14 protein-coding genes are annotated in these 13867 nt (G+C 56.3%); 8 read left to right on the top strand and 6 right to left on the bottom strand.

Annotated features, from left to right (window positions below; genetic code table 11):
- Positions 1-8 precede the first annotated feature (8 nt).
- The 7 genes from AC2FIC_RS04535 (at position 9) to AC2FIC_RS04505 (ending at position 7761) form a co-directional block, all read left to right on the top strand.
- Complete coding sequence (locus AC2FIC_RS04535; RefSeq protein ID WP_271949976.1) at positions 9-1022, top strand: Ldh family oxidoreductase; 1014 nt, start codon at positions 9-11, stop codon at positions 1020-1022.
- Positions 1023-1279: 257 nt separating this feature from the next.
- Positions 1280-2464: an ROK family transcriptional regulator gene (locus AC2FIC_RS04530; protein ID WP_496692977.1), complete on the top strand. Its 1185-nt coding sequence runs from the start codon at positions 1280-1282 to the stop codon at positions 2462-2464.
- A complete protein-coding gene (locus AC2FIC_RS04525; protein ID WP_496692976.1) occupies positions 2461-3726 on the top strand; it encodes a M20 family metallopeptidase in 1266 nt (421 codons plus the stop codon). The genes AC2FIC_RS04530 and AC2FIC_RS04525 overlap by 4 nt, the downstream gene beginning before the upstream one ends.
- Before the next feature lie 11 nt (positions 3727-3737).
- Positions 3738-4787 carry a substrate-binding domain-containing protein gene (locus AC2FIC_RS04520; protein ID WP_496692975.1) on the top strand — a complete coding sequence of 350 codons (1050 nt, stop codon included), beginning with the start codon at positions 3738-3740 and terminating at the stop codon, positions 4785-4787.
- A gap of 61 nt (positions 4788-4848) precedes the next feature.
- The gene (locus AC2FIC_RS04515) at positions 4849-5802 is read left to right on the top strand and encodes an ABC transporter permease (protein ID WP_282022025.1); all 954 of its coding nucleotides are present in this window, start codon (positions 4849-4851) and stop codon (positions 5800-5802) included.
- A 16-nt stretch (positions 5803-5818) separates the two neighbouring features.
- On the top strand, positions 5819-7030 hold the full coding sequence (locus AC2FIC_RS04510) for an alanine racemase (RefSeq protein WP_142637745.1): 1212 nt from the start codon (positions 5819-5821) through the stop codon (positions 7028-7030).
- Positions 7027-7761: an ATP-binding cassette domain-containing protein gene (locus AC2FIC_RS04505; RefSeq protein ID WP_496692973.1), complete on the top strand. Its 735-nt coding sequence runs from the start codon at positions 7027-7029 to the stop codon at positions 7759-7761. The genes AC2FIC_RS04510 and AC2FIC_RS04505 overlap by 4 nt, the downstream gene beginning before the upstream one ends.
- 66 nt (positions 7762-7827) lie before the next feature.
- On the opposite strand, the gene AC2FIC_RS04500 is transcribed toward AC2FIC_RS04505, so the two are convergent.
- From AC2FIC_RS04500 to AC2FIC_RS04475, 6 genes are read right to left on the bottom strand one after another with little or no spacing between them, the layout of a single operon-like run.
- Positions 7828-8649, bottom strand: coding sequence for an energy transducer TonB (locus AC2FIC_RS04500; protein ID WP_496692972.1), 822 nt, complete (start codon positions 8647-8649; stop codon positions 7828-7830).
- A complete protein-coding gene (locus AC2FIC_RS04495) occupies positions 8646-9038 on the bottom strand; it encodes an ExbD/TolR family protein (protein ID WP_496692971.1) in 393 nt (130 codons plus the stop codon). The genes AC2FIC_RS04500 and AC2FIC_RS04495 overlap by 4 nt, the downstream gene beginning before the upstream one ends.
- Positions 9038-9409 (bottom strand): biopolymer transporter ExbD, encoded by a 372-nt coding sequence (locus tag AC2FIC_RS04490; protein ID WP_496692970.1) that lies wholly within the window; start codon positions 9407-9409, stop codon positions 9038-9040. The genes AC2FIC_RS04495 and AC2FIC_RS04490 overlap by 1 nt, the downstream gene beginning before the upstream one ends.
- Positions 9399-10067: a MotA/TolQ/ExbB proton channel family protein gene (locus tag AC2FIC_RS04485; protein ID WP_496692969.1), complete on the bottom strand. Its 669-nt coding sequence runs from the start codon at positions 10065-10067 to the stop codon at positions 9399-9401. Before AC2FIC_RS04485 ends, AC2FIC_RS04490 begins: the two co-directional genes overlap by 11 nt.
- A gap of 4 nt (positions 10068-10071) precedes the next feature.
- Positions 10072-10518 (bottom strand): hypothetical protein, encoded by a 447-nt coding sequence (locus AC2FIC_RS04480; RefSeq protein WP_496870032.1) that lies wholly within the window; start codon positions 10516-10518, stop codon positions 10072-10074.
- Between the two features lie 20 nt (positions 10519-10538).
- Positions 10539-12569 (bottom strand): TonB-dependent receptor domain-containing protein, encoded by a 2031-nt coding sequence (locus AC2FIC_RS04475; RefSeq protein WP_496692070.1) that lies wholly within the window; start codon positions 12567-12569, stop codon positions 10539-10541.
- A gap of 238 nt (positions 12570-12807) precedes the next feature.
- Here AC2FIC_RS04475 and AC2FIC_RS04470 point away from each other — a divergent pair, with 238 nt between their 5' ends.
- Complete coding sequence (locus AC2FIC_RS04470; protein WP_496692069.1) at positions 12808-13863, top strand: hemin-degrading factor; 1056 nt, start codon at positions 12808-12810, stop codon at positions 13861-13863.
- The last annotated feature ends 4 nt before the right edge of the window (positions 13864-13867 follow it).

The raw sequence follows: 13867 nt of genomic DNA, 5'->3' as shown, positions 1-13867 counted from the left end.
GTACTGATTTGACCGAGACCCGGACCCTTACTCTGAACGAAATCGAAGACCTGTCGTTTCGCGCGCTTGTTGCTGCGGGGACTTCACCGGAAAACGCCCGCCCGCTGGCGGTTGCGACCGCGGCAACCGAGGCGGACGGCGTGGCAAGCCATGGGCTGGCCTATATCCCGATCTATTGTGAGCATGTCCAATGTGGCAAGGTCGACGGTCTTGCCAAACCGGTCATGACACGGCCCAAGCCAGGTGTAGTTACCGTAGATGCCGCAACCGGATTTGCCCATTCAGCCATCGATCTCGGGTATGAGACGCTGATCACCGCTGCGCGCGAACAGGGCGTTGCCGTGCTGAGCATCTGCAACAGCTATAACTGCGGCGTGCTGGGCTATCACACCTATCGTCTGGCACAGGCCGGGCTTGTCGGGCTTGGTTTTACCAACGCGCCAGCCTCGATCGCGCCATCGGGTGGCGCAAAGCCGGTTGTAGGGACCAACCCCTTTTCCGTTGCCGTACCCGGTACAGATGGGCAACCCGCCCTGCTGATCGATCAAAGCGCCAGCACAATCGCCAAGAGCGAGGTCATGAAACATGCCAGAGAAGGAAGGCCGATCCCCGTTGGGTGGGCATTGGACGCCGAGGGCAATCCGACCACTGATCCCAATGTGGGCCTCAAGGGCTCCATGGCACCTTCTGGTGGGTACAAGGGCGTCGGTGTGGCCCTTCTGACCGAAGTTATGGCGGCCGCTCTTACAGGGGCCACTCTGGGCATCAACGCCTCGCCCTTTTCAGGAACCGCTGGCGGCCCGCCCAAGACCGGACAGTTTTTCATTGCGATCGACCCTGTGGCGACATCGTCGTCGGGTGGCTTTGCTCAGGGCATCGAGGAACTCGTCGGCGCCATTCGATCGCAAGACGATGCACATTTGCCTGGCGATGGCCGACGCGCAAAACGCGTCGCATCGGCCACACAAGGCGTGGCTGTAAATATTGCGACCCTTGAAAAGATCGAGACCATCTTGGGATAAGCCGGTTTTATTAGCCCGCAATCAGATTCTTTCTGGTTCGGGCACCCTTACTCAAACCTTCTGACCCAGCACCAATTTTCAGAACGGCTTCTAGGCCTTTAGCCAAAATTCGACCCGGACGCAGCAGGCTCATTTTTCGTATTTCATGCTTTAGCGCAGAAAAACGGGGTTGACTCAAATCGCACTCCATATTTAGTTCGGTAACAGAACGAATAAATGGAATCGACGTGGCAACGCAGACGAAAATCTCTCGACGAATGTCTCAAAGTGCGGTCGTTCAGGCGATTGCGACCTATGGGCCCATTTCGCGCGCCAGCGTGTCGAAGCTGACCGGTCTTTCGAAACAGACAATCTCGGAAATTGTCGGAAACCTAGAAAGCGATGGCTGGGTGCGGACAGTCGGTCAGACCGAGGGGCATGTCGGACGCCGCGCTGTGGTATATGAAATCGCTCCGGATGCGGCAACGGTCGCCAGCGTCGATCTGGGTGGAACAAAGATCAGGGTCGCACTATGCGATCTGACCGGTCGCGTTCTGGCCGAACGCGTAGAGCCGACAGAACAAAGCGGCGGCAGACAAGTAGTCGATCAGGTTGCCCGTATGGTTCGCGCAACCGCAGACGATCCCCAATGCCCGTCAGGCGAATTGAAAATAGCTGTCGTCGGTGTCCCAGGCGTGCCGGACAGCAAGAGCGGCGCGGTTCTGATGGCGCCTAACATAACCGGGCTGGATCAGATTGATCTTGCTGGCACTTTGAACGAACGGCTTGGGATAGAAATCCTTGTCGAAAATGACGTCAACCTTGCCGCTCTGGGTGAGCATTGGATGGATCATCGAAGCGACCAGGATGATCTGGTCTTCGTTTCCGTCGGAACCGGAATTGGTGCCGGAATCGTCGTCGGAGGTGTTTTGCTGCGTGGCGCATCTGGTGCAGCTGGCGAAATAGGTTTTCTTCCCTTTGGTGCCGATCCGATTGCAAAGGAAAGCCATACTATAGGCGCGCTGGAACGCGTAACCGCCACCGATGCAATCATTGGCGAATACAGGATGCTTACGGGCAAAACTTGCTCAGTTCCTGCGATCTTTGAGGCTGCCAATAACGGCGACAAAGCAGCCGAGCAAACGCTGGACAATGTCGCTTATCAGATCGCGCGGGCTTCGGCGTCGATTGTAGCGGTCCTTGATCCGTCCCTTATCGTGATGGGGGGCTCTATCGGCGCGCGTGACGAGTTGATGCACCGGATCAGACGCTTTGCCGCCCAGTGCTACCCCCGTGAAATAGAGATCCAGCCCTCAAAGCTGGGTCCGCATGCTGCCCTTGCCGGAGGTGTGTCTATAGCCCTGTCGCATTTACATATCTCTCTTTTCGCCGAGGGTCAGAAAGGTGCCGAGATCAACGTACCACCTCCAGCGCTCGATACCTTCAAGGCAAGTATGTCATGACCGCTAAGGCTCTTTCAGAACGCTTGCGTCAAGAACAGGATGCTGATGCAGACCTAACTCTGTTGCGCAATGCCCTGTCCATCGAAAGCGTGACGGGCAATGAAACACGTTTTGCGCGTTTTCTGGACCAGCAACTTATGGCCCTGGGCCTGAATACCGGACGGGGCTGTTTCGCGGGTGAACGCGAAAATGTCTGGGGAATTGCTTCTGTGGAGGGTCCCAACCTCATGATTTTGGGCCATACGGATACTGTGCATGTCCGGGGCTGGGAGGAATATTGGGAAGACGATGCACGCAAAAATCCATTCGGCGCGACCGAAAAGGACGGGCACATCTGGTCACGTGGGGCAAGCGACCTCAAGGGTGGGATTTGCGCTGCGATTGCCGGGTATCGCCTGCTGCAAAAACTTGGCGTTATGCCTTCAGCCAGTCTGACCTTTGCCTTCATCGGTGATGAAGAAAGCGGTGAACCTGACAGCGGCGTTAGCGCCGGGGCGAAAGATCTGGTTGGACGTATCAAGTCCGACGAAATCCCCCGTCCTGATTTCGCGATCTATGTCGAGCCAACGAGTTTGGACATTTATTCCGCCCAGATCGGGTTCTTTATCGCCGAGATCACGATAACTGGAAAAACAGCGTATTTCGGCCGACCCGAATTGGGGGTCGATGCATTGAAAGCAACGCATACGCTTCTGTCGAAAATCTGGGATCATGAAAAAGAACTGAACGCGGGCCCGCGTCATGACCTTGTCGGTGCCTCTTCTGTTCTGGTGACGCATATCAATGGCGGCGGGTTTATCGCAGTGCCCGGAGAATGCAGGCTCTCACTGATCCGGAAACTTAGACCTGGCGAAATGCTTGATGATGCAGTGGCAGCATTGGAAACAGCGCTTGGCCTGGATCGCCTACCTACAGGTATAGAGGTGTGCATCGACTACCCAGCCGGTCGTGATCATCCCAAGGGCGGCTCACCAGTTGAAAACGACCCCGATACTGAGGCGGTTCGCCTGTTGCAAAACTGTGTACAGCAAACTTTGTCCCGAAAAGTAGAAATCGGCGGCGCGCCCTACTGGTCTGAGATGCCATTTTTAACAGAACAGATCGGCTGTCCAACCGTTTACTGCGCACCGGGTGATATCGCCGTGGCGCATACTTTTGAAGAACGAATTGAGGTCGAAGAATACCTCGCCGCCGTCCGGGCTTTTGCGCTTTTCATAGCGCAGTTCGGTGCGTCGGACACGCTCGCAATGCATCCAAACTGAGGAGGACAAACATGTCACTTGTTAGAAGCACATTTGCCGCTACCGCGATGTTCGCGCTGGCGGGCAGCTTATACGCCGAAACCATCGGTCCAGCGGGGGAAAGTGCCACCCCTTCATCAATGGTTGTTGTCGCTGATGATGATGTCGAAAAGGTGAAAGATGCTGGATATTCAGCTGCTTTGCTGTGGCATGACCAATCCGACTTTGTGAATGCGGTAACAGCAGGTGCCAGCGATGAATTTGCGCGTCTGGGGATCGAGGTCGTTGCCGTGACAAGCGCAGGATTTGATGCTGCAAAACAACGTAGCGATATCGAGACGGTCATGGCCAAATCGCCCAATATCATTCTGTCGCTTCCTCTGGACCCGGTGACCTCTGCCGCAGCATTTGCAGAGGCAAAAGAGGCCGGAGTTGCCCTAAGTTTCCTCTCGAACCTGCCGGCCGGCTACAAGCACCCGGACGACTATGCGGCAATCGTGACGGATGACCTGTTTCAGATGGGCAAACAAGCGGCGGATGCGCTTGCGGCTGCCATGGGCAATGAAGGAACAGTTGGATGGATTTATCACGACGCAGATTATTATGTGACCAATCAGCGCGACAACGCTTTCAAGACCACGATTGAGAACGACTATCCGAACATCACAATCGTTGCAGAACAAGGCATTTCTGATCCTGCGCGCGCCGAAGAGATTGCCAATGCTATGCTGCTGAAAAACCCAGACCTGGGTGGAATCTACGTAACCTGGGCTGGTCCGGCAGAGGGTATTCTTGCAGCGTTGCGGACGAACGGAAACACCTCGACCAAGATCGTGACATTGGATCTGTCAGAGCCGATTGCCCTTGATATGGTTCAGGGTGGGAATGTCGCGGCGATTGTTGCCGATGAAGCCTATGAACTGGGGCGTGCAATGGCCGCCAGTGCCGTGCTCGACCTGCTGGGCGAGGACGTACCATCCTTTGTTGTAGCCCCTGCATTGACAGTGACAGCGGACAACGTTGCCGATGGATGGCAAAACTCGCTGAATATTGATGCACCAGCCAGTCTGACATCGAAGTAGAGACCTGATGGGCAGGTCGCCTCTGGCGACCTGCCGCAACCGGATATTCCCAGAGGCATCCATGGAACAGGCTTTTCAACGTATGCGCGACTTGGATCTACAGCGCTGTGTCATTTATTTCGGCTTTCTTGCGATCTTTCTGTTTTTTGGGATCACTCTCTACGATGACGGGTTTCTGACCAGTCGGAATCTGACAAATATCGTCCTTCAGACAGCCCCAGCCACGATCATGGCCATCGGATTGGTCTTTGCCCTGTCAGCCGGAGAGATCGACCTGAGTTTTGGCTCTGTCGTTGCAGTTGCAGCCCTCTCGGCAGCTGTTGCGATGCAGAACGGCCCAATGATCCTGGGTGTCGCAGCGGGGCTTGGCGCAGGCATTCTGATCGGCGCGTTCAATGGTGCTTTGGTGGCCTATCTGCGGTTGCCATCATTTCTGGTGACCTTGGCCACCATGGGGTTATTTGCCGGAATTGCGCGTTCGATGACCGATCTGCGATCCATTCCTGTCGTTAACGGGACTTTCACCGGGGTCTTCGGCTCGGGCAAGCTGTTTGGTGTGCCTTCACTTGTTATCTGGACCGTGATTGCAGTGCTGATTGGCCATGTCATCTACCGACACACACGTTTTGGCGCACACGTTCTGGCCGTTGGGGACAATGCCCGCGCAGCCCAAGTCTCTGGCATCAGGGTTCCCCGTATCCGGCTGATGGTTCTAACCTTGTGCGGTGCAACCGCTGGGCTGGCTGGTTTGCTCTATGCCGGGCGTATTCAAGCCGCCAAATATACAATGGGCGAAAGCGATCTGATGACGGTCATTGCCGCTGTCATCGTAGGTGGCACTGCGCTTAATGGCGGCAAGGGATCCATAATAGGTGCGCTTTTGGGCTCGCTCATGATGGGAATGCTGAATAACGGGCTGATCCTGATGGGGCTTCAGGTCTCGGACCAGATGATCGTACGCGGGCTGATCATACTGATCGCCGTAGCAATTTCACTCCGCGAAATCCGCCGATAGACACCGGAGCAACCCAATGTTTCTTGATCTTCTCATACGCCGCAACCCCAAGTTCATCGAGGCCGCCATGGCCTTGCATCAACAAGGGAAGATCCCCGCAAACGCCTATGTGCTTGACCTGGATGCCGTCGAACGCAACGCGCGCCTTTTCTCTGATGTGGCCCGTGGGCATGGCCTTACAACTTTTGCCATGACCAAACAGGTGGGCCGCCATTCCGGCTTTTGTCAGGCGGTCATGCGCGGTGGCATCAGCCGGTCCGTCGCCGTGGATATGGCCTGCGCCTTGGCATGTGACCGCGCTGGCTTAAGGACAGGTCATTTGGGTCACCTTGTACAGGTGCCCCGCCAAGAAGCTCTCTTCGCCGCAGCCAAACTACGCCCGGACTATTGGACGGTATTCTCGGACAACAAGGCAAAAGAGGCGGCAGACGCCTCTGCTCGGGCCGAGAGAGAACAGGCACTAATGGCGCGCATCCAGACCGAAGGGGATACGTTTTATCGTGGCCACGAGGGGGGATTTGACGCGAATGATATCCTGGCGGTGGCCGACCGTTTGGATGCGCTGCAGGGCGGGCGCTTTGCAGGCATTACGACCTTTCCCGCCCTGCTTTTCGACCAGGATGCCCGCAAGGTTGTGCCGACCCCAAACCTCCACACGCTCAACATGGCTGCAGAAGCTCTGGCGCGTGCAGGACGTACGGAGATCGAAATCAATGCCCCCGGAACGACATCTTCAGCTGTTCTTCCAGCATTAGCCGAAGCCGGGGCCACGCAGGTAGAACCGGGCAATGGCCTACATGGCACGACGCCTCTCCATGCGGTAGAAGACCTTCCTGAGGATCCCGCCGTACTTTACCTTTCCGAGGTCTCGCACCATCACGGCGGGAAAGCCTATTGCTTTGGCGGCGGGCTCTATATCGATCCGGTTTTCCCGAAATACCAGGTTCGAGCGCTGGTAAGCAGCAGCCCGACAATCAGCCGGTCAGCCCTGCGAAATGTCGAAATTCCTGATTATTCCGCAATAGATTACTACGCCATGATCGACAGCGACAGCGATCAAAACCCCGCACCAGGCGACACGGTTGTCTTCGGTTTCCGTGGGCAGGCCTTTGTAACCCGCGCTTTGGTTGCCGGGATAAAAGGCGTAGACAGCGGAATGCCAGAGCTTACCTCAATCGAAAACGGCTTTGGCGACCACGTCAGCTGGCCGGGAGCATTTGCGCAATGACTCCGGTTCTTTCCCTCAAGCAAATCCACAAATCTTTTGGCGGAGTGGTCGCAATCCAGAATTTTTCACTGGACCTCTACCCCGGTGAAATCGTGGCTCTGGTCGGTGATAATGGCGCGGGTAAATCCACGCTCGTCAAGATCATCTCTGGCGTGCATCGACCAACCAGCGGCGAGATCGCGCTCGACGGCGAAGAAGTCGGTTTTTCGGATGCTAGCGCGGCTCGATCACATGGTATTGAGGTGGTCTATCAGGACCTCGCATTGGCTGACGAACAGCCGGTTTATATGAACATGTTTCTGGGCCGCGAACTGACGCGCAAACCCTTTGGACTGCTGGATAAAGCACGCATGCGTGCCGAAACCCAAAGCCTTGTTGATCAGCTTGACGTGCGCATCCCCTCTGAGCGCGCAGCCATACGTGATTTGAGCGGAGGCCAAAGACAGGGCATTGCTATCGCGCGAGCAACCCATTGGGCCAGCAAATTGATCCTTCTGGATGAACCCACTGCAGCACTTGGCGTTGCAGAGACTGCGAAGGTTGAGGACCTCGTCGCGTCACTTAAGGATCGCAATCTGGCAATCTTGATCATCAGCCATTCCCTGGATCAGGTTTTTCGTCTTGCCGACCGCATCTGCGTTTTACGCCGGGGTGAACAGATAGGCGTCAGGACAACTGCCGAGACCGACAAGAACGAAATTGTCGCCATGATCACCGGTGTTCATAGTTGATGGCGCAAAGCGCAGCCGTGTCCCCATCTTTACGAAGGGGCCCTTTGGCTCGATCGGATATGACACCTATCGCTGCCCGATGATTTCGAAAGTATAATCTCGTCTCACCCCTGCCGGAGGTGGCGGGAAGGGTGCAGCCGCTTTCACCTGGGCAAGGGCGATCTGATCCAACCGCTTTGATCCCGAACTGCGTACTATTCCAACCGCCTGCAATGTCCCGTTCTCAGCTATTCGAAAGGCCACCAACGCGGCACCTCGAATATTGGCGCTCTTTCTCCGGGCGCGGATAATCTTGCGTTTAATCTGTCCGGCATAGTTGCTGGCGTCAGCATTGCCGGATACGGTCAGCGCTGACGTGGATGTAGCAACATTTGCCGCGCCTTTCGTGGTTTTCCCGGTGGCGTCACCTTTTTTCCCCGATTGTTTCGCGTTGCCATGCGCGGTGGCAGTTTGATTGCTTGCCTGTTTCTTCGGTTCCGGCGGCTTGGCATCCTCGGTCGGCGACACCGAAGCAGCATCACCCTGTCTGTTCGGTGTTTCAGCGTCCTGAGGCCTGAGAGGGCTTGGCGCAACAGCGGTCGCGGCCGTAGCGCTGCTCACAACCGGGCTGAGAGTTTGCGGCGACGTTGTGCGCTGCTGCTTGACAGGGCGGGCCTTGGGTTGCAACCGATGAGGTGCTGCCGGTTTCTTGCGCGTGCTGGCCGGTGCTGGTGCATTTGTTCCGGCGACGAAGTCCTTGAATACAGATCCCAGCGCGGCGGCCCTCTCCTCTCCGCCACCTTCGACCTGCACCTGTTCGGCGGTCGAATAATCCAAAAGCGCAAGGCTATGTGTCGCTACGGCCAATGCGACAGAAATCACAACCACCGGGCGGGATTTGGTTATCACCGTAATCCCCTTTCGGTCACGACATAAACCTGACTTGCACCCAACCCGCGCAAGTCATCGCTGATCTGTTTGAGCGCAACCGCAGGCAAGGATCGATCCGGCACGATCCGAACCGCATCAAGGGGCAGATCAACAGCCGCCCTCTCGACATAGGCCGCAGCATTGGTCAGCTCTGCCCCGCGATATTCAAGTGTGCCATCGGCGCGAATAACCAAAGCATCAGGCGGCTCGCGTCCCTCCAGATCCATCGTTTCGACAAGCTGAACCGATCCGTTGAGCGGCGGCGTAAGGGTGCCTGCGATCATGAAGAATATGAGCATCAGGAACACGACATTGATCAGCGCGATGGTTGGATCTCGGCTTTGTCTGGGCTTCGATTTCAACTGCATCAGCCCAAAACCTGAGTGCGCAGGTTTTCGACAGGTGCCAGCCCGATGAGCAGATCAATCAGCTGCTGAGAGGTTGCCCTCGGACCCAGGCTGATGAGCGCGATTTGGGATTTGGCGTCGAGCAGCATTGGAGCCACCTGCGCCAATGGTACAGGCGCACCATCGACCAGAATTCGGTCTGCATCCAGTTTAATAAACCGGATGGCTTGTTCTGGCTCCGCGCCGCCGACGGAGGCCGTCGAAAACTGAATCTCGGAAAATTTTGAGAATGTGGATGTCAGCATGAAAAACAACAGCAGCAAAAAGATGACATCTATAAGCGACGTCATTGACAGGCGTTTGCGCCGCTTTCTTTGCACATTAAGCGCCATGTACCAGCGCCGTAATTGACGCCCCTGCCGTTTGCTCGGTCTCCTCGGCATGGCCGGGGGCAAATATTGTTCTGAGCGCACGGTTGGCAAAGACGCGTTCCCGGTTCACGCGGGCCTCAAACCAGGTCAGGATCAGTGACGTCGGCATGGCTACAGCCAGCCCCGCTGCTGTTGTCATCAGCGCCACCCAGATGCCCCCAGCCAGCAACGATGGGTCAACAGCGTTGCCTGCCCCCTGCAGGGTCTGGAAGGCTTCGATCATGCCCAGCACTGTGCCGAACAATCCAAGCAGGGGCGCAAGTTGCGAGACGATGTCCAGCACGTTGAGACCCTGTTCCAGTTTTGCAAATCGCGTCTCAGCCTCGGCATCGACCCGTTCGGACAAGGTGCGATCATTCCCGGACAATGCCATTGCGATCACCGGCGCCAGGTAACTACGGCTTTTGTTCAGGTATATTCTGGCGGCCGTGGGGTCTTCTCGGTCCCATGCGTCGATCGCCCTTGACAATTCGACGTGTCGGCCGACTCCCGCCGCTTTGTATTGCCAGATTTTGTAAAAGACCAAGGCGAGGGTCGCGATTGAGGCTGCAATCAGGATCGCCACCACCGGGCCCCCTAATTGCAGGATTTCCATCAGTTTTTGCAGCATTTCGGACATAGCTTTATCCAATCATCTCAGTTTCAAGGCGGCTTTTTAGACTGAGGCCCTTCATGCAGGCATCTTTGTTACCGCTCTGGGTCATGCATTCCTGCACGCCGTTGAACAGAATCCGGCTGATCTGGTCACAGGCCATGTCGGTGAATTGAAACTGCCTGACCCGTGGGCGGCCTGCGGGCAGTTCTTCGAAATCCAGCAGGGTAATTAACGCGACCGCACCGTTTTTGCCAAACAGGACGGTTTCATAGACCGCACCGTTGATGTCGACCTCATGCATATTTTCGGCGACAAAGCTGAGCAGACAGTTTTGCCCCCTTGCTTCGGCAGAGCTGAGTTCGATTGATACGCCGCCAGTCTTGGGCACGTCTTCTGCGCTGGCGATCCCTGCCCCCAAGACTGAGAGCAGGGTCGACAGGACAGCGCTGGCTTTGTTTGCTGCCGCACTTCGCATAACGGGTCCTTTCCTTGGGATCAGAAGGTTTTGGCCAGGCCGAGCTTGAAGGTCCGGCCCGTCGAATTGCGGGTCGACAGGTTCGGGCGGTAGTCCTTATCAAGGATGTTCTCGATACCGGCGCGCAGCTCAAAGCCTTCAAACATACCCTCTTGCGGCATGTAGGTCGCACGCAGAGAGTTTACTCCGTATCCCGCGGTCGCGTCCCCGCTCGAGTCCGTTCCGGCCCGGGCACCGAAGATTTCCCAGCTGACGTCCAACGTCTGACCGAACCGCTTGCCCAATGTCAGGCGCGCGGAATCCGACGGCTCATTCCGCCAACGCGAGTCATCGCCGGTGGCGCTGGTTTCCGTACCCGTCACGATGTTCGAGTTGAAATCGACGTAGAACCCACCCGCATTGGCGTAAGAGGCTTCGATTTCGGCACCTTTCGTTTCCACTTCGGACAGGGGTTGAGACGGGGTGCCAGAGACGTAGGAGGTGATGTCCCACAGGGTCGTTCGATAGAAATTGACCTTGGCGCGGATCACGTCGCCCTCGGCAAACACGTCACCGCGATCATAGGAAAAACCAGCTTCCCACGTGCGGGATCTCTCGGGTTGCGTCATGTAAAGCGGCGTGCCCAGATCATCGATGATCGGCAGGCTTTCCGTGTAGGCCGCACCACCAAAGATCGCGAAACCGCTGTTGAACGCGTACCGCGCCGACAACCCGCCCATAAGCGCGTTGTTGTCATAGCTTTCGTTGAACGGGGCCGCGGCGTCATCATCACCGTCGATGTCCTGCGTCTCATATCGCACCGCGGGGGTAATCGTCAGATTGTCACCGATCTGCACATCGTCCACAGCAAACAGGGCAAATCGACGGTCGGTTCCACCCGGGGCCGAGGCCGCGTCCAACCGTTCGCGGTTGATAAACTCGATCCCGGCCCGCAGGTCATGCGAGGCGATGCCGGTCTGGAAATACGACGTGTTCTTGATCGTCAGCTTTGTCGTTTCATAGTTATGTGTGGCATCTGCCAGGGCCTGAATGCCGGGGAAGAATGGCGTGCTTTCAAGGCTGGAAGACCCGGGAACATAGCTGCTTTCGATCGCCTGCTCAGAATAGCTGAGGTTCACATCCAGATCGACCAGATCATTTCCAGTGGGTTGATATTGATACCGCAGGATACCGATCTTTGTTTCGATATCACGGTCTACATTACCAAAGGCATCCGACGTGGTGCCAAACGAGTCATAAGGGACGTCGCGCTCTTCAGATGTGGACTGGTTGTAGGATGCGGTGAACGAATGTTCGAGATCGTTGCCGAAGCTGTATTTGCCCTTAGCCAGAAGCGACGGCAGCGTGAAGGCGCTGTTCCCGATCTCGTCACCATTGCCGTCTTCCTGATCGTCCTGATCCCGATAGGTATAGTTGAACAGGAATTCCGTTTGCGTATTCGGCTGCCACGCCAGGATCGAGGACGAGGCAAAACCGTTGCCGTTCGAATACCCCTCAAAGGTTTGACGGAACCGGAAACCCGGCTCGCCACCGGTGAAATCTGACGCGTCCTTGGTTTCCAGCTGAACGACACCGCCAACAACCCCGGACCCATATTCGAATGACCCGACAGTGCCCCGAATGACCGAGACGCTTTTGTAAAGCTGGGGGTCAGTAAAAAGCTGGTTGCCGATCCGATACAGCTCTTCCGCGCCCGTTGTGGCGCCATCGACCAGGATCAGAACCTTCTGGTCGGTTCCGAACGTGCCGTTTGCACCATAGCCGCGAATATTGATGCCCGATCCCTGAGGGGTCGAGCCGTTCACCAGGCTTACCCCCGGAACCGAGTCGATCAGCTCTGCAACCGTATTAGCCTGCCGGTCGTTGATCTCTTCCTGATCAATATTTGTGACCGGCACGGCAGTGTCTGTCTGAATCTCTCGTTTGCTTTCCCCAAGTATCAGGGTGCCCAGGAAACCATCGTCTTGTTCTTGCGCCATAGCGCCAGCCGCAATCATGCTGAGGCACGAAGCCGTTCCCAGCAAAGCTATCTTCCGTATTTGCACACGCATCTCTGTCCCTTCGAAACAGTAGGAGGACCTGAAATGCTTGCGCCATGCTGGCTTTGGTCAGTCTGTTTTATTGTTTTTTGGAGCCGCCTTTTTTTGGCGACTTGTGCTCGTTAATAAAGGTTACTAAAACAGTCAACAATAAATCGCAGTCGCATCGCCGACTCTCGCCAGCGGGCACCCGAACAATTCGGCTGCCGGGCCAGCACCTCTGAAAATCAACTCGAAGATGGGAAAACCCATGACGGAACAGGTGCCTAACACCCCGGCTCAAATTCGTGCAGCCTATGCGCAAAACAGCGGCAAACGTGACCGCGATCTGGCAGAATCGATTAGACTTACCGAAGGCCAGTTGGTCGCTGCCTTCGCTGGGCTGGACGTAACGCGGCTGTCGGCTAGCCTTGATGACATTTTCCCAATGCTCAACGGGTTGGGAGAGGTCATGGCGTTGACGCGCAATATCTCCTGCGTGATCGAAAAGGTCGGACAATACGACAATTACCATTCGGGCGCGCATGCCTCGATGGTTCTGACGGATGAGATTGATTTGCGCATGTTTCCCAGCCACTGGGTCCATGCCTTTGCGATCGAACGCAAAACCGACAGCGGTGTGAAACGCTCGCTTCAGGTCTTTGATGCCGCAGGCGATGCGGTGCACAAGATATTCCTGCGCGAAGGATCGGATCTGGACCATTGGGATAAGCTTGTCAGCGCCCTTGCGTCTGAGGACCAATCGCAAACTCTTGATTTAGAACCGCGCCGACCGACCGAAGCGCCCAAGGCCAACCCCGAAAAGACGGAAATCCTACGTGCGGAATGGGCCAAGATGACGGACACCCACCAGTTCATGCGCTTGACCTCAAAGCTCAAGATGAACCGATTGGGGGCCTATCGCATCGCCGGCCAACCGCTCGTCAGGGAACTGACGCCGTCGGTAATATCACCAATGTTCGAACAGGCGTGCGACAAGGAAATTGAAGTGATGATCTTTGTTGGCAATCGTGGATGTATCGAAATTCACGGTGGCCTTATCGGAACGATCAAGCAGATGGGACCCTGGTTCAATGTGCTTGACCCGCGTTTCAATCTGCATCTGAGGACGGACCATATTGCAGAGGTCTGGGCTGTCACCAAACCGACTCAGCGCGGCCCCGCCGTCTCGGTCGAGGCGTTCGATGCAGAAGGTGGGCTGATCTTCCAGATATTTGGTCAGCGCACCGGCGATACCGACCATCGCCCAATCTGGAATGAGTTAGTTGCCGCACTTGAACCCCAACCCGAGGCCGCGCTGACATGAACAG

Source organism: Ruegeria sp. CDSC079 (genome assembly GCF_059610505.1).
This window is presented reverse-complemented; position numbering and strand designations above follow the sequence as displayed.